This window comes from Thermosynechococcus sp. PKX82 (genome assembly GCF_031583255.1).
Lineage (GTDB): Bacteria > Cyanobacteriota > Cyanobacteriia > Thermosynechococcales > Thermosynechococcaceae > Thermosynechococcus.
On the sequence record NZ_CP134169.1, the window covers coordinates 580,219 to 601,135 of the forward strand.

General features: G+C 54.7%; 21 protein-coding genes and 1 tRNA gene. 13 read left to right on the forward strand and 9 right to left on the reverse strand.

What is annotated here, in order from left to right; genetic code table 11:
- Positions 1 to 27 precede the first annotated feature (27 nt).
- Positions 28 to 1,089, forward strand: a complete 1,062-nt coding sequence (locus RHH53_RS02720) for a 3-deoxy-7-phosphoheptulonate synthase (RefSeq protein WP_206200957.1) — start codon at positions 28 to 30, stop codon at positions 1,087 to 1,089.
- Between the two features lie 27 nt (positions 1,090 to 1,116).
- Here RHH53_RS02720 and RHH53_RS02725 read toward each other — a convergent pair whose 3' ends face one another.
- A complete protein-coding gene (locus RHH53_RS02725; RefSeq protein WP_206200958.1) occupies positions 1,117 to 1,455 on the reverse strand; it encodes an STAS domain-containing protein in 339 nt (112 codons plus the stop codon).
- 201 nt (positions 1,456 to 1,656) lie between these two features.
- On the opposite strand from RHH53_RS02725, the gene RHH53_RS02730 reads away from it, so the two are divergent.
- Positions 1,657 to 1,887 carry a photosystem I reaction center subunit IV gene (locus RHH53_RS02730; RefSeq protein WP_011057407.1) on the forward strand — a complete coding sequence of 77 codons (231 nt, stop codon included), beginning with the start codon at positions 1,657 to 1,659 and terminating at the stop codon, positions 1,885 to 1,887.
- An 11-nt stretch (positions 1,888 to 1,898) separates the two neighbouring features.
- Positions 1,899 to 2,753 (forward strand): DNA-formamidopyrimidine glycosylase, encoded by an 855-nt coding sequence (locus tag RHH53_RS02735; RefSeq protein ID WP_206200959.1) that lies wholly within the window; start codon positions 1,899 to 1,901, stop codon positions 2,751 to 2,753.
- Here RHH53_RS02735 and RHH53_RS02740 read toward each other — a convergent pair.
- From RHH53_RS02740 to RHH53_RS02750, 3 genes are all read right to left on the reverse strand, one after another.
- Positions 2,723 to 3,961 carry a sensor histidine kinase KdpD gene (locus RHH53_RS02740; protein WP_302678781.1) on the reverse strand — a complete coding sequence of 413 codons (1,239 nt, stop codon included), beginning with the start codon at positions 3,959 to 3,961 and terminating at the stop codon, positions 2,723 to 2,725. The two genes, RHH53_RS02735 and RHH53_RS02740, sit on opposite strands and share 31 nt — an antisense overlap.
- A gap of 76 nt (positions 3,962 to 4,037) precedes the next feature.
- A complete protein-coding gene (rimO, locus tag RHH53_RS02745) occupies positions 4,038 to 5,360 on the reverse strand; it encodes a 30S ribosomal protein S12 methylthiotransferase RimO (protein ID WP_310744061.1) in 1,323 nt (440 codons plus the stop codon).
- Positions 5,361 to 5,379: 19 nt separating this feature from the next.
- Positions 5,380 to 6,036, reverse strand: a complete 657-nt coding sequence (locus RHH53_RS02750; RefSeq protein WP_310453236.1) for a Mo-dependent nitrogenase C-terminal domain-containing protein — start codon at positions 6,034 to 6,036, stop codon at positions 5,380 to 5,382.
- 127 nt (positions 6,037 to 6,163) lie between these two features.
- Here RHH53_RS02750 and RHH53_RS02755 point away from each other — a divergent pair, with 127 nt between their 5' ends.
- The 6 genes from RHH53_RS02755 (at position 6,164) to RHH53_RS02780 (ending at position 11,008) form a co-directional block, all read left to right on the forward strand.
- Positions 6,164 to 6,799, forward strand: coding sequence for a chorismate lyase (locus tag RHH53_RS02755; RefSeq protein WP_302678784.1), 636 nt, complete (start codon positions 6,164 to 6,166; stop codon positions 6,797 to 6,799).
- Between the two features lie 98 nt (positions 6,800 to 6,897).
- Positions 6,898 to 8,331 carry a 15-cis-phytoene desaturase gene (gene pds, locus RHH53_RS02760; RefSeq protein ID WP_302678785.1) on the forward strand — a complete coding sequence of 478 codons (1,434 nt, stop codon included), beginning with the start codon at positions 6,898 to 6,900 and terminating at the stop codon, positions 8,329 to 8,331.
- Complete coding sequence (locus RHH53_RS02765) at positions 8,315 to 9,250, forward strand: phytoene synthase (RefSeq protein ID WP_206200965.1); 936 nt, start codon at positions 8,315 to 8,317, stop codon at positions 9,248 to 9,250. Before pds ends, RHH53_RS02765 begins: the two co-directional genes overlap by 17 nt.
- A 5-nt stretch (positions 9,251 to 9,255) precedes the next feature.
- Positions 9,256 to 9,774, forward strand: coding sequence for a phosphoribosyltransferase (locus RHH53_RS02770; protein WP_206200966.1), 519 nt, complete (start codon positions 9,256 to 9,258; stop codon positions 9,772 to 9,774).
- A complete protein-coding gene (locus tag RHH53_RS02775) occupies positions 9,771 to 10,766 on the forward strand; it encodes an aspartate carbamoyltransferase catalytic subunit (protein ID WP_310453237.1) in 996 nt (331 codons plus the stop codon). The genes RHH53_RS02770 and RHH53_RS02775 overlap by 4 nt, the downstream gene beginning before the upstream one ends.
- Positions 10,763 to 11,008, forward strand: a complete 246-nt coding sequence (locus RHH53_RS02780) for a 2Fe-2S iron-sulfur cluster binding domain-containing protein (protein ID WP_302677281.1) — start codon at positions 10,763 to 10,765, stop codon at positions 11,006 to 11,008. Before RHH53_RS02775 ends, RHH53_RS02780 begins: the two co-directional genes overlap by 4 nt.
- Positions 11,009 to 11,025: 17 nt before the next feature.
- Here RHH53_RS02780 and RHH53_RS02785 read toward each other — a convergent pair whose 3' ends face one another.
- Positions 11,026 to 12,375 (reverse strand): ArsB/NhaD family transporter, encoded by a 1,350-nt coding sequence (locus tag RHH53_RS02785; protein WP_302678786.1) that lies wholly within the window; start codon positions 12,373 to 12,375, stop codon positions 11,026 to 11,028.
- A gap of 382 nt (positions 12,376 to 12,757) precedes the next feature.
- Between RHH53_RS02785 and RHH53_RS02790 the strand changes: the two genes are divergently transcribed.
- From RHH53_RS02790 to RHH53_RS02800, 3 genes are all read left to right on the forward strand, one after another.
- Complete coding sequence (locus RHH53_RS02790; protein WP_310437985.1) at positions 12,758 to 13,663, forward strand: bifunctional riboflavin kinase/FAD synthetase; 906 nt, start codon at positions 12,758 to 12,760, stop codon at positions 13,661 to 13,663.
- On the forward strand, positions 13,656 to 14,564 hold the full coding sequence (locus tag RHH53_RS02795) for a MoxR family ATPase (protein WP_310453238.1): 909 nt from the start codon (positions 13,656 to 13,658) through the stop codon (positions 14,562 to 14,564). The genes RHH53_RS02790 and RHH53_RS02795 overlap by 8 nt, the downstream gene beginning before the upstream one ends.
- A 118-nt stretch (positions 14,565 to 14,682) precedes the next feature.
- Positions 14,683 to 15,039, forward strand: a complete 357-nt coding sequence (locus RHH53_RS02800) for a hypothetical protein (protein ID WP_310744062.1) — start codon at positions 14,683 to 14,685, stop codon at positions 15,037 to 15,039.
- A 1-nt stretch (position 15,040) separates the two neighbouring features.
- On the opposite strand, the gene RHH53_RS02805 is transcribed toward RHH53_RS02800, so the two are convergent.
- The 3 genes from RHH53_RS02805 to serS form a co-directional block, all read right to left on the reverse strand.
- Positions 15,041 to 15,112: transfer RNA gene (locus RHH53_RS02805), tRNA-Asn, on the reverse strand.
- Positions 15,113 to 15,160: 48 nt separating this feature from the next.
- Positions 15,161 to 16,504 (reverse strand): UDP-N-acetylmuramoyl-tripeptide--D-alanyl-D-alanine ligase, encoded by a 1,344-nt coding sequence (gene murF, locus RHH53_RS02810; protein WP_310744063.1) that lies wholly within the window; start codon positions 16,502 to 16,504, stop codon positions 15,161 to 15,163.
- Positions 16,501 to 17,793, reverse strand: coding sequence for a serine--tRNA ligase (gene serS, locus RHH53_RS02815; RefSeq protein WP_310744064.1), 1,293 nt, complete (start codon positions 17,791 to 17,793; stop codon positions 16,501 to 16,503). The genes murF and serS overlap by 4 nt, the downstream gene beginning before the upstream one ends.
- A gap of 197 nt (positions 17,794 to 17,990) precedes the next feature.
- Here serS and apcD point away from each other — a divergent pair, with 197 nt between their 5' ends.
- A complete protein-coding gene (gene apcD / locus RHH53_RS02820) occupies positions 17,991 to 18,476 on the forward strand; it encodes an allophycocyanin subunit alpha-B (RefSeq protein WP_190278062.1) in 486 nt (161 codons plus the stop codon).
- A gap of 1,252 nt (positions 18,477 to 19,728) precedes the next feature.
- Here the strand turns inward: apcD and RHH53_RS02830 are convergent.
- A complete protein-coding gene (locus RHH53_RS02830; protein WP_399373157.1) occupies positions 19,729 to 20,868 on the reverse strand; it encodes an AI-2E family transporter in 1,140 nt (379 codons plus the stop codon).
- Positions 20,869 to 20,917 lie beyond the last annotated feature (49 nt).

Consider the following 20,917-nt stretch of genomic DNA (forward strand, 5'->3'; position numbering starts at 1 on the left):
GATGAAAAAAGTGCTGATTGCTGATCCATGCCGCAAACGTTTGATCTTCACGTTGTTGAGACGCGACCCTTGTTGACGCCTGCTACCCTGCTGGCGGATTTACCGCTGACCGAATCCCAAGCCACCCTTGTGGCCACAACCCGCGATCGCATTCGTGACATTTTTAAGGGGCGCGATCGCCGACTGCTGGTCATTGTGGGGCCTTGTTCAATTCACGATGTCAAGGCAGCCTTGGAATACGGGGAAAAGTTGGCGCGGCTGCGCGATCGCCTGCGGGATAGTCTTGAAATTGTCATGCGGGTTTATTTTGAAAAACCCCGCACCTCTGTAGGCTGGAAAGGGCTGATCAACGATCCGCACCTCGATGGCAGCTATGATATCAACACCGGCTTACGCCTCGCACGGAAGCTGCTGCTGGATTTGGCCAACTTGGGGATGCCCGCCGCTACAGAATTGCTCGATCCAATCATTCCCCAGTACATTGCTGACGTTGTGAGTTGGACCGCCATTGGTGCTCGTACGACGGAAAGCCAAACCCACCGTCAAATGGCGTCGGGTCTCTCGATGCCCGTAGGCTTCAAAAATGGCACCGATGGTCACTTAGATTCCGCAATTAATGCCATGATCGCGGCACAGCAGTCACACCATTTTCTGGGAATTAATGCTGAAGGCCGTGCCAGTATTGTTGCCACCACTGGGAATCCCGATACTCACCTTGTACTGCGCGGCGGCAAAGAGGGCCCTAACTATTCTGCCGCTCACATCGAAATGGCGGCTGCCCTCCTAGAGCGTAAGGGACTCACCCCCCGCCTGATGGTGGATTGCAGCCATGCCAACGCTGCCAAAGATGCCCAACGCCAAGTGCTAGTGTGTGAAAATCTTGCCCAGCAGGTACAGCAAGGTTCCCGTTATTTGGCGGGTGTGATGATCGAGAGCCATCTCAAGGCGGGTAATCAACCGATTCCCAAGGATCTCTCGCAGTTGGTCTATGGTCAAAGTATCACCGATCCCTGCGTGGACTTTGCGACAACAGTAACGATGCTCGAACAATTGGCTAGTGCGGTGGGGTCACAACTGGTTGCCAGATAACTGAATCGCCTATTGTAGCAGGGGAAGCTAGTTACTTGCCCCTTGGGAAGGTAGATTCAATGAAAAGAACTCTTCCTCATTTTTGAGGATGTGAAAGACCTTATCCATGCTCGTGAGTTCAAAGAGCATCATCATCTGCTTGGGAATATTGCATAGGTAAAGCTGTCCCCCACCTGCCCGGACGGTTTTTAGGGCAACAACAAGAGCGCCTAAGCCAGAACTGTCAATGAAGGTGACCTCACCACAATCCAGCAATAGGGCTTGAGTCCCCCCTTGAACCAGCTCACCAATGGTTTGACGAAATTCCTGAGCTTGGGGGCCACCAAAGACCCCAGACAGCTTAATCACTTCGACAGTATTAGCCATAACAGGATGATGGAAAGGAGTTCCCCGCTAGTATACAGCCTTTTTTTCACCGAGATTCGTCACGCGACCAACCCATAACCGCCCTTTGCTGGGTTCCAGAGATGGGGTGCTCTGTGAAATTTTGTGGAGTGAGCGTAACAGGCCGTAGTAGTCATAGTAGGCTTAACTCTAGCCGTTGAGAAATTTTTAGGACGATAACTCATGGTGCAACGTGGTTCTAAAGTCAAGATTCTCCGCCCTGAATCCTACTGGTACAACGAAGTGGGCACCGTCGCCTCTGTGGATCAAACCCCCGGCGTCAAATATCCTGTGATTGTGCGCTTCGACAAAGTCAATTACACCGGCTACAGCGGCAGTGCCAGCGGTGTGAACACCAATAACTTTGCGCTGCACGAAGTGCAAGAAGTGGCTCCGCCCAAAAAAGGTAAATAGTTTCTCAGACCGTGCCGGAATTACCGGAAGTTGAAACCGTACGTCGTGGGCTAGAGGTGGTCACCCTTGGGCAACCCATTGTGGGGGTGGAGGTGCTTCTAGCCCGTTCTATTGCGCTTCCTGAAGAGCCGCAAGCGTTTATTGATCACCTGCGCGATCGCGCCCTGCAACAATGGCAACGGCGCGGCAAGTATCTTTTAGCCACCCTAGATGACGGCAGCCACCTCGTCATTCATCTGCGCATGAGTGGTCAGTTACTGTGGCTCACTGATCCGGTGCCCCTTTGTTCCCATACCCGTGTACGCTGGTTTTTCGCAACGGGGGCGGAACTCCGCTTTGTGGATCAACGGACGTTTGGTCGCTGTTGGTGGATTCCTGCACACTGCCGCCCCGAAACGGCGATTCCCACACTGGCCAGCTTGGCACCAGAACCCCTGAGTGAGGCCTTTACAGTTTGGTTCTTGGCGGAGCGGTTGGTGCATTATCGTCGCGCGCTAAAAACGGCACTTTTGGATCAAACCGTTGTTGCCGGCATGGGGAATATCTATGCCGATGAAAGTCTTTTCTTGAGTGGTCTGCACCCCGCCCTACCCACCTACACCCTAACGATTGAGCAGATCGTTCACCTCCATCAGGTGATTCGCCAAGTGCTGAGGGAAGCGATTGCAGCGGGCGGTACGACAATTCGTAGCTTCGTCACTCCGGCGGGGGTGAATGGTCGCTATGGGGGTCAAGCATGGGTCTATGGTCGCAAGGGGGAAGCCTGCCGCGTCTGTGGCACAACGATTGAACGGCTGCGCTTGGCAGGACGCTCCAGTCACTATTGTCCCCGCTGTCAGCCGCTGTCTTCCGCAATGGGCAAATAAAGGGTGAGAATTTCGCCCGCTTGGCGATCGCGCCGTTGAATGACCTTAGCGCCGACTGCTTCTATTAAGAGTTTTGCCGCCTGAAAGTTGAGACTCAGTTGGCCGGTTGCGGGATGCCACAGGAGCAGGTGCCCCAAGGCGGCCAGATCGCTGCGGTGTTTGTACTGGGGCGATCGCAATTCTAGCTTCACGTGCTGCCCTGCCCGCTGCACCACCAATTTCAGTTCACTCTCTGGGGCAAGGGTTTGGCTATAGTATTCCACTAACCCAGTCAAGACCTGATCCAAAGACGCTGGATCACTGAGAACAAGGGGTAAATTGGGCGGATAGTCGAGAACCAATTTGACTTGACGACGCGCCGCCTGTTTTTGCCAGCGAGCCAAGTTGGTCGTGAAGAGTTCCGTCAAGTGGGTTTGCCCAAACGCAAGGGGGGGTTTGGGGCTAGGACTAGTGAAGATTTCGGCGGCATCACTCAGGAGATTAAAGCGGGTGATTTGATCCTGAATCTCTTGACCAATCTTTTGCAGATACTGGTACGTGCGCTGCGGTAGATTCTCTTGCCGTTGTAGCAATTGGATAAAGGTATTGATGGTGGTGAGGGGAGTGCGCACCTCGTGGGAAAGGGCTTGCAGCAGGCTAATATCCGCAGCCATGGGGGTAGAAGTCACAGTCAGGGGCGTGGCCGCCGGTTGACTATAGTCCAGCAGCCATTGAGCAAACTGACTCACCAAACGATAGCTGGGGGGCACCATCTCGACACTGGCCAGCCACTGATCAATGGGGTGGAGATTGGCTAAGGGAAGTTGCTGCCGCAATTGCTGCCAAAAAGCATGAATTTCCTCAGGGGCAAAGGAAAAGTGCAGTCCGCGCTCCCCTTGATAGATCAGTAAAAGATTGACCTCTGGACTCAGAAGCAGGCAAAAGGGATTCATGCCTTCTCGCGCTGCGGGCAAAAGGGTCATTGCTGGCAAAGCAGGATTGGCGTCTGTAGGGGGCAGGTAGGGCAGCGATCGCCCTTGGGGCATGAGGACATAGGTTTTTAGGGGACAATCTTGAAGAATGAGGCTGGGGAAGGAAACTAAAAAGCCCTCAATGGGATGCGTGACTGCCAATAATCTTTCTAAGGCAGCAACCCCCGCTTGCCACTGCCAAAAGCGATCGCCAGCACGGGTATCATACCGATCAATGGTGGAATGAGAGCGTCCCATAGCAGCCGATGCAACGTCCCCAACTGCCTTGACCATAGCCCCAATAATTCCAATCTGCCTAGGAGTAAAACCGTACTTAGGCAGGGATGATGCCGTACAGGTCGTAAATATCAGCAGCAGTAATCTTCACGGGGACAATTGTGCCCAAGGTGGCTCTTCCCTTCACATAGACCACACCATCAACATCGGGGGCAAATCGGGGCGATCGTCCAATCAATTCCCCAGTTTGTGGGTTTTCCTGCTCAATGAGCACAGGTACGGTTTTGCCCACTTCAGCAGCATTTTTGCGCTGGGCAATGGGTTGTTGCAGTTGCATCAGGCGATCGCGCCGCGCCATTTTGATTTCCTCTGGAACCTGATCCGGCAGATCATAGGCGGCAGTCCCTTCCTCGGCGGAGTAGGCAAAGACCCCCACATGGTCAAATTCATGGCGCTGCACAAACTGGCAGAGATGCTCAAAGTGGCTCTCGGTTTCCCCCGGAAAGCCGACAATAAAGGTCGTGCGCATCACTGCTTCGGGTAAGTCCTGCCGTAGCCGTTCAATCAGGCGATCGTTCACCCCCGCTTGCCAAGGCCGATTCATCGCCCGCAGCACCTCTGGGTGGGAATGTTGCAACGGCAAATCCAGATAGGGCAAGATATTGGGGGTTTCTCGTATCGCTGCAATCACCTCAGGCGTTAGCCCCGTAGGATAGGCGTAATGCAACCGAATCCAAGGTACATCCACCTCCCCAAGGGCACGGATCAGCGCCGCGAGTTGGGGTTGACCATAGAGATCAATGCCATAGTTGGTGGTAATTTGCGAAACAATAATGATTTCTTGGACGCCCTCGCTGGCGAGTTGATGGGCTTCCTTAACAATGGATTCAATGGAGCGCGATCGCTGGTTGCCCCGCAGATGGGGAATGATACAAAAGGCACAGCGATAGTCACAGCCCTCAGCAATCCGCAGATAGGCCACCGGTTCCGGCGTGGTGCGGTAGCGAGGAACGGTTTCATCGGCAATGTAGGTGGGCACAGCACTAATTTGTTGCACCCGCTCACCCGTTTCTACCCGCTCAATCACCTCAACAATGTGCTGGTAATCGCCACTGCCAACGACGGCCACCGCCTCAGGAAGCTCCGCCAAGAGTTCCCCTTGAAAATGCTGCGCTAAGCAGCCTGTGATCACAATCTTCTTATTGGCTTCTGCCAGTTCTACCAGTGTGCGCACCGACTCTTCGCGGGCGGCTTGGATAAAGCTACAGGTATTGACAATAACGTAGTCGGCTTCGGTTTCATCGGTACCCACCCCATAGCCCGCTGCCGCCAGCAGGCCAATCATGTGCTCCGTATCCACGCGGTTCTTATCACAGCCAAGGTGGGCAAAGGCAATTTTCGGTTTGGTTGGGTTTGGCATCTAAACGGGTCAGCACCATCTAACAGTAGGGGGTAATATCTTCACCACACTCGTCGGCCAAATAGCTGAGCGAGCGGAAGCGCAACCCCACTAATTGATCATAAAGGGGATTGAGTTTACAGAGGGGGGGAATATGGACAATCTTGCGACCAAAAAGGGTAATGTCGCGCTCAAAGGGGCATTGAGGGGGAATCAGGCGGCAGAGAAAGCGAGCCACCTTGGCATCTTTGACCTCTAAACCATCCAGCCAGTGGCGCACGGGATCCAATAGGCGCAGGGTTTGTTCATTGCTCTCGTGCTGACCATCAAGGGTGTGCTTCAGGGACTCAAGGGCAGCAATTTCCAGTCCCAAGGCGTTGCAAAAGCGTTGCAGTTCGGCATCCTCTGGTTGGGAGTAAATGCCATTGGCAAGCGCCACCATCACGGCTGTACGCACGAAATTTTCCGCAAGGGCGCGATCGCCGCCAAAGGTGGCCACCAGTTCTTCATTAGTGACTGGAGCAAAATGTTCAAGATCTATTTCTGGGGCAATTTCCTCGCGAATCAGGCTCGCAATCAGTTGCTTCTCTTCGGGATCAAAGTGACCATCGGCGCCGGCAATGCTCAAGAGACCCTTAATCCAAATGGCCGTTTGTTCCGGTGTCAGTTCTAGGGTAGATGCTGCGGTGGTTGCCATAGAGATTGCCCCAAGATTGCTGCTCACTACGACTGTACTCTAGGTCTGGGTCCTTCGTGCCATCCTGAAGGACGGATAAAATCCTTGCTACAATTGACGAAGTTTTGTTAAGCACTGTGTCCCGTCCTTGACTGTTTCGCTGTTGCCCTCCACCTGCTCAACCCCTTGGTATGCCCTTGATCCCATTTGGCAGGGGGATGCGGCGGCGATCGCCCAAGGATTACCTCATGATCTTTTAGCGCCGGCGTGGCAAATCCTGATTCTTGGGGATGGCTCCCCCACCCGCCACTTGCAACTGCTGACGGGTGAAACCACGGAAGTGGACGTGATTGATATGTCCGCCATTGGCCATGCCAGCGATCGCGCCCCGGCGCAACTGCAACTCATTCCCGGCCCGCGGCTGCGGCGTCAAGTGTGGCTACGCACCGCTTCAGGTCAACGTTTGGCCTACGCCACCTCTTGGTGGGAAGCTGCCCATGTGGATGAGTATTTGCAAAACCGTGCCATGCCCATTTGGACGAACCTCGCCCAACGCAAGGTGGAGCTTTATCGCGACATTCAGGCGGTGTATCTCGGGCACTCTGAAACCTTGGCGGCAGCCTTTGGCGAGGCGGGGCCTTTTTGGGGGCGGCATTATCTCTTTTGGCACGATCGCCGTCCCATTACGCTGATTTATGAAGTCTTTTCGCCCTACCTCTGCCGCTACCTTGGTCCGATGGGAAGTACGGCCTATTTGGCAAATTCAGGCTCAACATTAGCCTAAAGCGGCTGCCTCCGTAACGTTTTGTAAATATAATATGAACAGCTTTTTGTCCCCCTAGGGGGTTGCGTTCATCTTCGTCAGTTAGGGTAGCGTCATTCATGCGAGTTGCAATTGCCGGTGGTGGCTTAGCGGGCTTAGCTTGCGCCAAGTATCTAGTGGATGCAGGACATACCCCCATGGTGTTTGAGCGTGCCAATGTCCTTGGTGGCTTGGTGGCGGCATGGCAGGATGCCGATGGGGATTGGGTGGAAACGGGCTTGCACGCCTTTTTTGGTGCCTACCCCAATATGCTGCAACTCCTAGCGGAATTGGGGATTAGCGATCGCCTGCAATGGAAACGCCATGCCCTGATTTTTAACCAACCGGAAAAGCCGGGGGTGCTCTCGTGGTTTGATGTTCCCGATATTCCTGCGCCTTTTAATGTACTGCTCTCCATTTTGCGCAACAACGATATGCTGACGTGGGAGCAGAAATTCCGCTTTGCCTTGGGGCTGTGGCCAGCGATCGTGCGCGGCCAAAAATACGTCGAGGCAATGGACAAGTACACCCTCCTCGAATGGCTGCAACGCCAAGGGATTGATGAGCGGGTAAACTCCGACATTTTTATTGCGGCCTCAAAGGCACTGACCTTCCTGAACCCCGATGAGGTCTCGGCCACGATTCCCCTGACGGCGATGAACCGCTTTCTGCGGGAACGCTATGGCTCAAAAATTGCCTTCTTGGATGGGGCACCCCCCGAACGGTTGTGTCAGCCCATTGTGGATTATGTGACCGCGCGGGGCGGTGAAGTGCACACCAATGTGGCTCTGCGGGAGATTGTCCTCAATGAAGATCTCTCGGTGCAGTCCTTTGTCATGGCCGATCGCGAGGGACAACAGCGCTTTGAAGTCACAGCGGATGCCTATGTCTCAGCAATGTCGGTGGATGCCATTAAACTGCTGCTGCCGAAGCCGTGGCAAGACCTACCCTTTTTCCAGAAACTCAATGGCCTCGAAGGCGTCCCGGTGATTAACGTCCAAATCTGGTTTGATCGCAAATTGCCGACAGTGGATCATCTCCTCTTCTCGCGATCGCCCCTGTTGAGTGTTTATGCCGATATGAGCGAAACCTGCAAGGGTTATGCCGATCCCGACAAGTCAATGCTAGAGCTAGTATTGGCGCCTGCTGCGGAGTGGATTGGCCGCAGTGATGAGGAGATTGTTGAGGCGACCCTTGCGGAACTGGCCAAACTCTTCCCCAATCACCTACCGGAACCTGCTAAAGTGCTGAAAACGGCGGTGGTGAAAACCCCCCGCTCAGTCTATAAAGCCACCCCCGGTCGCCAAGCCTTTCGTCCGGATCAGGCCACACCCATTCCCAACTTCTTCCTGGCGGGGAGCTACACGATGCAGCCCTACCTAGGGAGTATGGAAGGTGCGGTACTTTCTGGTAAGCTGACAGCGCAGGCGATCGCGAAGCGGCTCGCAGAGAGCAACGCCCCGCAGCCCCCTAAAACCTCTATTCAAACTGCCGCCAATGCTGCAACTGCCTAGAGCCGAGTACGTCCCTCCCCTGATTTCCCTCGACGAGGCCTACGAGTTGTGTCGTCAGGTCACTGCCGCCTATGCCAAGACGTTTTACCTCGGCACGCTGTTGATGCCCCCCGCCAAGCGCCGCGCCATTTGGGCAATTTACGTCTGGTGTCGGCGCACCGATGAACTGGTGGATGGCCCCCAAGCCGCAACGACAACCATGGCCACCCTTGATGAGTGGGAAGCGCGCCTTGAGGATATTTTTGCTGGACGTCCCCACGATGGCATGGATTTAGCTCTAACGGCAACGCTGGAACAGTACCCCCTCGACATCCAGCCCTTTCGGGACATGATTGCTGGCCAGCGGATGGACTTGCACCGCAGTCGCTATGAAACCTTTGCTGAATTGGAACTCTATTGCTACCGCGTGGCCGGTACCGTCGGCCTCATGTCCCTTGAGGTGATGGGGGGAAACCCCTACAGCGATCGCCTGTGTTCCCCTTGGGTGGATCCCTATCAGGCTAAAGGTACCCTCAAGGATCAAGCCATTGCCCTTGGCATTGCCAATCAACTGACCAATATCCTGCGGGATGTGGGCGAAGATATGCGGCGGGGGCGGATTTATCTGCCCTTAGAGGACTTGGCTGCCTTTAACTACACCGCAGAAGACTTGCAGCGGGGAGTGATTGACGATCGCTGGCGGGCATTGATGCGCTTTCAAATTCAGCGGGCACGGCAATTTTATCGGGAAGCCGAAGTGGGGGTGGCTTACCTAGAGCGGGATGCCCGTTGGCCCGTGTGGTCGGCATTGATGCTCTATCGCCAGATTCTTGATGTCATCGAAGCCAACGATTACGATGTCTTTAATCGGCGCGCTTTTGTCTCTGATTGGCGCAAGCTGCTGTTTATCCCTATTTCTTGGTTCAAGGCCAGCTTCTAGGCACCATGGCAGATCTGTACGTGGATTGGGACGAGTATCATCGCACCATTGAACAGTTGGCGATCGCTATCTATGAATCGGGATGGCAGTTCAATCAAATCCTCTGCTTGGCCAAGGGGGGGCTGCGGGTAGGGGACATTCTTAGCCGCTTGTTTAATCAACCCCTCGCGATTCTGGCGGTGTCCTCCTATGGCGGTGTCAATAACCAAGAGCGGGGTCGCATCACCTTTGCGCGAGATTTAACCATGACCACCGCTACCCTTGGCAGTCATGTCCTCTTAGTGGATGATTTGGTAGATTCTGGCCTTTCCTTGCAGAAAACCCTGCGCTGGCTAGAGGTCAAATATGGCTTTGCGGTGGAGGAAGTGCGCACTGCCGTTCTCTGGTACAAAGCGGCCTCTTGTATTCGTCCGGACTACTATGTTCATTACCTGCCGGAAAATCCGTGGATCCATCAACCCTTTGAACACTACGAACAACTGACAGCGGCTGATCTTGCTCAAACCCTAACCCCCTGTCCATGACGCCTACCCTCACTCCCCCCCTCCAATGGCAGCGTCGCCACGTCCTCTCCCTGCAAGACTTTACGGTGGCGGAGCTAGATATTGTGCTGCAAACAGCGCTCAGTTTTCAGGAAGTCCTGAATCGTCGCACCAAAAAAGTCCCTACCCTGCAAGCGCGGGTGGTTGCTAATCTTTTCTTTGAAAGCTCGACGCGCACCCGCAATAGCTTTGAACTGGCGGCCAAACGTCTTTCTGCGGATATTCTCAACTTTTCGCCCGGTACCTCGGCCCTGAGTAAAGGGGAAACGATCCTCGATACCGCTAAGACCCTGTGGGCGATGGGGGCAGAGTTCATGGTGATTCGCCATCAGCAGTCGGGGGTGCCCCATACGATTGCGGCGGAAATGGATCGCCTTGGCGGTCAGGTGGCGGTTCTCAATGCCGGTGATGGCTTGCACGAGCATCCCTCCCAAGCCCTGCTAGATTTGTTTACCCTTTGTCAACTCTACGATCCGCGTCAGCCCCGCTGTGCCCTGTTGCAGGGGAAGAAAATTGCCATTGTCGGGGATATTCGCCATTCCCGTGTGGCGCGATCGAACCTCTACAGCCTCAAGACCGCTGGTGCCGATGTTCACTTGGCCGGCCCCCCCACCCTCTTGCCGCCAGAATTTGCAGACTATGGAGCAACGCTCCACTGGACACTGGAACCTGCCCTTGCTGATGCCGATATTGTGATGACGCTGCGCCTGCAACGGGAACGCATGGATCAGCACCTGATTCCCAGTTTGCGGGAGTACCATCAGCAGTTTGGTATCACCCATGAACGGCTGCGCCTATGCCGACCGGAGGTGCGGGTTTTGCATCCGGGACCGGTGAATCGCGGCGTGGAATTGAGTTCGGCATTGCTGGATGATCCGCAGTTTAGTTTAGTGAATCAGCAGGTGACCAGTGGGGTAGCGGTACGGATGGCGTTACTGTATTTGATGGGAACGTATCATGGAGGCAGGCCATGATTAAGGTCACCTTTGTGCCGGATCAGGTTTCCGTTGAGGCCGAAGTGGGGGAAAGTTGGCTGAGCGTTGCAGCGCGCGCTGGGGTCGACATTCCCACGGGTTGTTGCATGGGCAGTTGTGGTGCCTGTACGTTGGAATTGGAGGATGGCGAGGAAATTCGCGCCTGTATTTCTACGATTGCGGGCGATGGCGAGGATGGTACCCAGATTACTGCCTATGTCTTTCGAGATCCCACGTGGTGATCACAGGAATCAAACCCTTAGCGCCAAATGAGAAAGCGCACAGTTAGAAAGAGTGCTGAAACCCCCAACTGCAAGGCCGTAATCGGTACCCCATAACGCAGGAAGGTTTTGAAGCTAATCCGGCGGCCATGGAGTTCCGCAATCCCGGCACCAACAATGTTGGCAGAGGCGCCCACCAGCGTGGCATTGCCGCCCAACGTTGCCCCTAGCATCATGGCATAGAACAGGGGCAGCACCTGGGGGGGCAAATCACCCCCATAACCAGGGTGGAGAATTTCTGAACCTGCTAGACCCACATCGACAAGGTATTTTTTCAGCAGTGGCACCATCGCCACCACAAGGGGGATATTGGAAATGACGCTAGAGAGAATGCCAATCGCAAATAAGAGCAGCAGGGAGCCAAAAAAGATATTTTGGCCAATGAGAATGGCGAGGAGGTGGGAGAGTTGACCAATGATGCCGGTTTTTTCTAGGCCACCGATCAAGACAAAAATGCTCATAAAAAAGATCAGGGTGGCCCAGTCCACATCCCGCAGAATGTGGGTCACCGTATCGATTTTGCTTTGATGGGATAAAAGGAGTGCAAGGGCAGCCCCCATTAAAGCGACCGCAGGGGGAGACACTTTGACGACCATGCCATCGCCAATAACAAAGAAGGTCAAGACAAAGACGATGATCACACAACCCACCGCTAGGGTGCGGGGATGATTAATTTTGGGGTGGGGCAAGTGATCAAGGGAGTTGAGTTCTTTGCGCCAAATGCGGCGAAAGAGAACCGGCAGACAAAAAACAATGACAGCGATCGCCAGTACACCCCCCAAGCTGAGACGCAGGAGATAATCGGCAAAGCTGAGATTAATGGCATCCCCGACAATATAAGTCGCTGGATCCCCGACAAGGGTCAGCAAGCCAGCGCTATTGGAGACAATCACCATCAAGATAATCAGGGGGACAAAGTCCACCCCCACTTCAGCCGCCATGGGGGGCAACAGGGGGGCAAGGAGCATCACTGTTGTGGCATTGGGCAGTACGGCACAGATGGGGGTTGTCAGAGCCACGATCCCCAGCAGCAGGCGTTTTCCCTGACCGCGGGCAAGCAGAACCATTTGGGTGGCCAGATACTCGAACACCTTAGTGGGTTCAAAGGCTCGCACCAGAACCATGACGCCGAAAAAGAGGGCAAGGGTGCCATGACTGCGGCCAATGTAGCTAATGGCCTCCCCAAGGGTCATAATGTTGAGAAAGACAAGGAGAATCGCACCCAAAAAGGCAGCAACCGTGATGTTGATCCACTCGGTGATGATCAGCAGGATCACCCCCAGAAAAATGGTGCCAGCAGCGAATGCATGCCAGTGTTCAATCAGCATTGAGATTCCTAAAAGAGTTCTAAAGTCAAAAATTCAGTCAACACCACGAAACTGCATCCTTGGAACACTGAGCAGTTGTGAAAAACAGCCAGTCTCCAACTAAATCCCGACAAGGTTAGCTGCCGGACGAGGATTTATTAGTCTGCCTTCGCGGTTGAGAACGCGCTCCCTATTAGTTAATTCCTCCGATCTACGCCGCAAACGCTCAGATGAGGCAAAAAAAGATAAATTGGTACTCAACCTAGCATAGGCCTCTTAGAGGATTCAAGAGAAGTCCTTCTATGAAGTGAATAGAAAATCTTAATAAAAACTTTCCCAGACTGTTGCGCCGCGGTTAAATGTGTCAAAATGTTTCCTGTGTCAATTGAATAGCGGCCTACCCTTGCAAACTCCTACGGCGATCGCCCTTGGCAATTTTGACGGTGTCCATCGCGGGCACCAAGAGGTTATCCGTACGCTTGTTGAAGCAGCGCCTCCCGACTGTTACCGGTCAGTGATTACGTTTTCGCCCCACCCGCAGGCATTTTTTACGGGAGAAGAGCGCCTGCTGCTGACCCCAGAGGCGGAAAAACGTGCCCTTTTGAACCACTATGGCATTGAGCAGGTGATTGTCCTGCCCTTTACCCATGCTCTTGCCCAACTGTCGCCCTTGGAGTTTGTTGAGCAGATTTTGGTACAGCAGTTGCAGGCCAAGGTATTGAGTGTGGGTTTTAATTTTGGCTTTGGCCGTGGGCGATCGGGGACAGCGGCGGATTTGCGCACCCTCTGTGCTGCCTTTGGTATTCCAGTGCATATTGTGCCCCCCTATTGTCGGGGGAGCGATCGCGTCAGTAGCTCAGCAGTAAGGGCCGCCCTCGCCGAGGGAGATGTGGGCTTGGCACGGGAGCTTTTGGGACGCCCCTACCAATTGAGCGGCACCGTGATTCAAGGGGAACAGTTGGGACGGCAGTTGGGATTTCCCACCGCCAATCTAGCCCTCCCCCCAGACAAATTATTGCCTCGCCACGGCGTTTATGCTTGCCGCGTTACGGGGGCAGCGTTTGCGACTGAGCAATTGGGGGTGGTGAATGTTGGGATGCGACCGACGGTGACGGGTCGGCAAGTGACCACAGAGGTGCATCTATTCAACTGGCAGGGGAATCTTTACAATCAAGAGATCACACTTCATTTAGAGGCCTTTATTCGCCCAGAGGTACGGTTTCCCAGTTTGGCTGCCCTACAGGCGCAAATTGCTGCCGATTGCCAAGTAGCGGCTGATCTTCTTGAACGAGTGGTCTCCTATGCGTGAACCCCTACAGCGACTGGTCAATAACCTTGGACAGGTCATGGTGGGCAAAGAAGCCGCCATTGAACTCATGTTAGTGGGGTTGCTGGCGGGGGGACACGTTTTGCTGGAGGATGTACCGGGGGTGGGAAAAACCCTCTTGGCCAAGGCCTTGGCGCGATCGCTGGCGGGTACCTTTCAGCGCATCCAAGCCACACCCGATCTCCTACCCACGGACTTATCGGGCACCAATATCTGGAATCCCAAAACAGCGGAGTTTGAGTTTCGCCCAGGTCCTGTCTTCTGCAATATCCTGCTGGCGGATGAAATTAACCGCGCCACACCCCGCACCCAATCGGCACTCCTAGAGGTCATGGAGGAGTACCAAGTCACCATTGATGGCGTCACCTACCCCCTGCCCCGGCCCTTTTTTGTCATTGCCACCCAAAACCCCGTGGAATACCAAGGCACCTTTCCGCTGCCCGAAGCCCAGTTGGATCGCTTTGCCCTGTGTTTTAGCTTGGGCTACCCCACCGAGGAAGAGGAACTACAAATGCTGCAACGGGTGCAGGGGGGCTTAGATGTCAATCAACTGGAACCGTGCCTCAGCTTGGCGGAGATCCAACAGTTGCGGCAGCAGGTGCTACAGGTGCGGGTAGATTCAGTGTTGCAAAAGTACATTCTTGCCCTTGTGCGGGCGAGCCGCGAGAGCGATCGCATTACCTTGGGGGTGAGTCCTCGCGGTACCGTGATGCTCCAGCGCACAGCTCAGGCCTTGGCCTTTCTCAATGGCCGTGACTATGTCCTCCCCGATGATGTCAAGCAATTGGCGCCCCATGTTCTAGCTCATCGTCTGATTACAGCAGCAGGGCGCTCAGGGCGGGCCTGTGTGGCAGAATTGTTGGAAACGGTAGCCGTTCCCTAGGGAGAGTTGGCGCGACTGTTCTCTATGAACATCTCTGCGATCGCCAAGCTGTCATTGTAGTGTTAAGTCTTTTTAACATCGCGATCGCCCTCGCAACCGTCGAAGGATTTAGGCATTGATGACAACGATACTCATGACACAAGCCCTCCAACGGCAGGGAGAAATTTGGCACAACATCCTCAGCAGTCAAAACCTTACGGTCATCTGGGAAAACCTTGATGCTGACATCCTTACTGTGCTAGAGGGCATGGAGACGGCTGGCCTAGCATTGTCCCAATTGCTGCTGTTAGATATGGGCATGATGGTCACCAATCCCTACCGCTTTTGTCAGGTGGCACAGTCTCGCTTTCCGGCGATACCTGTGGTTATTAGGGCGGGTCACGATCGCCAAATTAGTGCAGCCGACACAGCTCCAACCCCAAAGGGAGAGGATGATGGGCAGCGCCGCCGTCGCTATCGTGGCTCAAGTTATTAAACTCCCCAGGCTGGATTCGAACCAGCGACCAATCGGTTAACAGCCGACCGCTCTACCGCTGAGCTACTGAGGAATATTGACGATTTTTTAATGTAGCGTAGTTCACCGCTCTTGGCAAGTCTCAACCGGACTGAAGTTTTGGCCAGCGCTGCTGCAGTTCATTCACTACGCGATCCAAGGCAACGGCATGGGAGGCCTTAAAGAGGAGGCGATCGCCCGGCTGTAAATGCTGCAGCAAATAGGCCACCAATTCTTCATGGGAAGCAAATTGCTGACTGGGAACGCGCCCTGCCCCCCGCGCAAGAGCTGCTCCCTCATCGCCCTTATCGAGAATTAAAAGGCCATCGAGGTCTAATTGGGCAACCGTGGCTCCCACCTGCTCATGGAAGGCAACCGCAAAGTCCCCCAGTTCCCGCATAGGGCCAAGAACTGCCAGATGCCGCTGACCGGGGAGCGATCGCAACAGGTGCAAGGCGGCGACCATCGATTCCAGACCCGCGTTGTAGGTTTCATCCAGTAGCCAAATATCGGGTTCGAGGCGATAGCGACCGCCCCGACCACTGGGCAATTCTAACGTCAACTGTCGGGGTAGGCGATCGCTCTTTAAGTCCAAGGCTTGCAGCACCCCAAGGGCAGCCAGAAAGTTCAAGGCATGGTGTGCCCCCGCAAGGGGAACGGTGTAGGTGCGTCCAGCCACGTGGAGGGTTTGGGGCGGTTGATAGATTCCCCGTAGGGTGCCCCCCTCAAGGCCATAGGTAATTGTGGGCCCTGACCAGACCTGCGCCGCTGTCGGCAAAAGTAGGGGACTATCGGCATTGAGCACGGCTGTTCCCCCTTGGGGCATTTCGGCAAGCAGTTCGCATTTGGCTTGGGCAATGGCTTCGCGGGAACCGAGGCGGCCAATATGGGCAGTACCCACATTGGTAATCACGGCAACATCCGGTTGGGCAATCTGGCTCAAAAGGGCAATTTCACCGCGCGCCCGCATCCCCATTTCAATCACGGCAAATTGGTGGTGGGGTTCCAGTTGTAAAAGGGTTTTGGGCACGCCAATCTCGTTATTGAAGTTGGCTTCGGTTTTGAGGACGGCGCCATAGTGACTCAGAACAGCGGCAATCATTTCCTTGGTGGTGGTTTTGCCCACGGAGCCAGTGACGGCAATGACTTTGGCTGGACATTGCTGCCGCCACCACTGTCCCAAGCGTTGATAGGCACTCAGGGTATTGGCTACCTGAAGTTGCGGCAGAGCAGAAGACACCGGCACCTCGACAATTAGGGCGATCGCGCCGGCGGCGGCGGCCAGATCGACAAATTGATGGCCATCAAAGGTTTCCCCCCGCAGAGCAACAAAGAGATTGCCAGTTGCGATTTGGCGGGAGTCAGTGGAAATGCCTGTGATTGGCAGATCTGGATGAGTTGTATCTAACCCCAAAGCTTGGGCGATCGCCCCGAGGGTGGTGTTCACGATTTTGCCCCGCCAATGTGGCTACACTTCAAGTAAGGTTGCAGCACCGCTGGTACCCGCACCGTCCCATCGGGTTGTTGGTAGTTTTCGAGAATGGCTGCCATGGTTCGTCCAACGGCTAGACCAGAGCCATTGAGGGTGTGGACAAACTGTGTCCCTTTTTGCTTGGCAGCTTTGAAGCGAATCTTGGCACGCCGCGCTTGGAAATCGCCAAAATTGGAGCAACTGGAAATTTCGCGGTAACAGCCGGCAGCGGGCAGCCACACCTCTAAGTCGTAGCACTTCATGGCGCCAAAGCCCAAATCGCCAGTACACAGTTCAATCACTCGATAGGGCAACTTCAGGGCTTGGAGAATATACTCGGCATCGGCCACAAGGGCTTCATGTTCAGCGGCAGAAGTGTCCGGATGGACAAACTTGACCAACTCCACTTTGTTGAATTGGTGTAGGCGAATCAGGCCACGTGTATCTTTGCCATAGCTCCCCGCTTCACGGCGAAAACAGGGGGTGTAGGCACAGTGGTAAATGGGCAATTGATCGGCAGCTAAAATTTCATCGCGGTAGAGATTCGTCACCGGCACTTCCGCTGTCGGAATCAGCCAGAGATCATCATCGGCACAGCGAAAACTTTCCTCAGCAAACTTGGGTAACTGCCCCGTTCCCGTCAGCGAGACACTATTGACTAGCAACGGCGGCAAGACCTCCACATAGCCGCGATCGCGGTGCGTATCAAGCATGAATTGGATCAAGGCTCGCTCAAGGGCAGCCCCCATGCCCAAGAGGGTAACAAAGCGACTCTGCGCTACTTTCACCGATCGCTCCACATCCCAGAGTCCCAATTGAGTCGCAATGTCCCAGTGGGGCTGACAAGGCTGGCTCGGTTTATACTCCTCACCCCAGCGGCGTACCTCAACGTTTTCGGTTTCATCGCGGCCAATGGGGGTGGTCTCACTGGGGGGGTTGGGAATCGTTAGCAGCAGGCGTTCCAATTCTTCCTTGAGTTGCCGTTCTTGGGGTTCAAGATCACTGAGTTGCTGCTTGAGCTCGTTGGCCTCAGCCTTGAGGGCTTGAATTTCGGGGTCAGTGGCGGCAACGCCGGACTTGATCTTTTTGCCAACGAGGGCACCAATTTCGTTACTGCGGGCTTGGAGGTGCGATCGCTGTTGTTCCAGCTGACGCTGTTGCGCATCCAACTCTAAAATGCGGTCAAGGTCAAAGTCACCGCCGCGCCGCCGCAGGCGATCGCCAAAGGCTTGGGGATTTTCTCGCAGTTGTTTGAGATCAATCACAGGTGAACGAAAACCAGTGCAAACCGCATTGATCCTATCACCAAGGGAGCAGATTGGCTCTAGGGGGCTGTCTTGCTGTGGTTTGCCATCGACACCGCTAAATTCCTCTATCAACCGTCGAGATTTTGATCAGGAGTGGCGTCAACAAGGGGTCGCCGTCCTCTAAAATGAGGGATGTATTAAGCGGTGTTAGCAATATGAGTGTCATTAGTCAGGTTCTTCTTAAAGCGGACGATGAATTGCGCTACCCCACCACGGGCGAACTCCAGACGATTAGTGACTTTTTCCAAACGGGTGAGCAACGCCTCCGCATTGCCACGACACTGGCCGAAAATGAGAAACGCATTGTTGAGCAAGCCAGCAAACAACTGTGGCAGAAGCGGCCTGACTTCATCTCACCCGGGGGCAATGCCTACGGCCAGAAACAGCGTGCCCTCTGTCTGCGTGACTATGGCTGGTACATGCGCCTGATTACCTATGGCATCCTCGCGGGTGACAAAGACCCCATTGAGCGCACGGGTATTATTGGGGTGCGGGAAATGTACAACTCCCTTGGTGTGCCGATGACAGGGATGGCAGAAGCCATTCGTTGCCTCAAGGACGCCTCCTTGGCACTGCTCAGCACTGAAGATGCTGAAGTGGCGGCACCCTACTTTGACTACATTATTCAAGAAATGTCTTAGGGAGACTGACGGCAGCCAATTTTGCATTCAAGGGGAACATAACCCATGACATCTCCCCTTGAAATTGTGGTTGTCAGCAATGGCCCCGGTGAACTGGCCACTTGGGTGTATCCCTTTGTAACAACGCTGCGGCAACAGGTCAGAGAGGGGCTGCGGGTTTCAGTGGTCATTGTTCCCTGTCCCCATGCCAGTGGTCAGGAGGCGGGGATTGCGCGCCGCTATGCGGGGGTGGATCGGGTGCTGCCCGCGGCAGAGTTCTGGCACCTCCTGCGCACAAAGACCACCCGTAGTAATTGGGATTGGTTTGCCCAAGGGGTTGTGGTCTTCTTGGGGGGCGATCAACTCTTTGCGGTGCTGTTGGCCAAGCGTCTGGGCTATCGCTGTGTGCTCTACTGTGAGTGGCAGGCACGCTGGCAAGGGTGGGTGGATGGCATTGGGTTGCGGCGTCCGCTCCCCGTGGGCAAAACAAGAGCTAAGGTGGCGGTGGTGGGGGATCTGATGACCGATGTGCAAGCCCTTGCCCTCGATTCTCTGCCTGATGTGCGCCAACAGTTAGGCGTTGCTGCAGATGCTCCCCTTGTGGGTCTGATGGTGGGTTCCAAGCCCAATAAGCTCAAGCTGGGGGTGCCCCTTTCGCTGGCGATCGCCGACCATTTAGCTGCTGCTCATCCCCCGATTCAGTGTGTGATTCCAGTGGCACCCACCCTGACGCTCAAGACCCTCAGTTGCTACGCCGATCCCCGCTTTAACCCCGAACTCAAGCACGTTGAGGGCACGACGGCGACACTCATCCAACCCAGTGAGGGGCTACCCTATCTGGAGACGCCGAGGGGTACGAAGGTCTATCTCTGGCAGCAGTTACCCAACTATCCCCTGCTGCGGCAGGTTGCCCTCTGTGTGACGACCGTTGGCGCCAATACCGCTGAACTGGCCGCCTTGAATGTGCCGATGATTGTTCTTTTGCCGGCCCAACAACTGCGGGTACAGCGGGCACACCCTTGGGATGGGTTAGCCGGGTTGCTGGTGGGCTTGCCAGCGATCGGGCGACAGTGGACGGCATTGGTGTTTTGGGCACTGGTGGCCAAGGGATTGGGCTGGCGGCGATTTTGGCAGTTGTGGCGATCGCCAGAGATGGATTGGGACTTAGTGAAACAGGGTCTCGGCTACAAGGCGTGGCCGAATATCTGGGCAGGCAAAGAAATTGTACCAGAACTGGTGGGTCCGATTGAGCCGGCGGTGGTTGCTGATCAGATTAAGTCTCTATTGAGCCATCCTCAGAAATTGCATCAGATGCGGCAGGATTTGCGGCAGCAGGTGGGGGCGGCGGGGGCAGCGGCAAAATTGGTGGATTTGACCCTGCAGGTGGCGGGCTGGGCTGCCAGCGATCGAGAATGTCCTTGAGCACAATTTCTGTAAACCAAATTTGACCCACAATCACCAGAGGCAGTGCCAGCAGTAAGCCCAGAAAGCCAAAGAAAATGGCAAAAACAATTTGTGACACCAGCGTCACAGCGGGCAGTAGAGCCACCTGTTTGGCCATGACGACGGGCACCAGCAGGTATTGCTCCAACTGTTGAATCACAATGTAGGCAATGAGAACGGCCACCGCCCGCCACGGATTGTCAATAAAAGCAATGATCATCGGCGGAATCACACTCAGGGCAGGGCCAATATTGGGAATCGCCTCCAGCAGACCGGCCAGGAAAGCATTGGCCAAGACCAACCGCACCCCCAGTAGCGCAAGAGCAATGCCACTGACCACACCAATGACCAGCATATTCAAGCCTGTGCCCGCCAGCCATGCCAAGAGCGCCTGTTCACTTTCGGTGAGAATCGTGTCAATGCGAGACCGATAAAACGCTGGAAAGAGGCGAATGAATCCCCAACGGTAGGACTGAGGATCAATCACTAGCATCACCGTCAGCACCAAGACCAACAGCGTATTTAGTAAGACTGCCAGTGTATTGGAAAAGAGGGCAAGGAAGTTATTAAAGATTTGCTCAAGGAATGGCTCTAACTGGGTAATCAGCCGATTAATGACAGGGGTATCATCAAAGCTGCTACTTGGCAAAAGGTAAGCCATCTCATCCAGCCATGCTTCCACCCGTCCTAACCCCTTGGGAATCAATACACCCAGTTGCTGCGCTTCCTGCAAAAAGGGGGGAATGATCATCCAAAAGAAACCAAAGATGATCAGGAAAGTCAAGCTAATACTGATGGCGATCGCCCGGCCTCGTTGTAGTCCCCAGCTCTGGAGTCGCAATTGCAGCCAGTTGAGTGCCGTTGCCAAGACCACCGCCAAAAAGACCAAGAGTAACACTTGGCGAATTTCCCAGAGGATGTAGAGACACACCCCCAGTACCAGCAAGCCAATCCACTGACCAAACGTCACTACTTTGCGTCCAATTCGTGCCTCAACCCCCTATTAGAGCAGGTTTTGG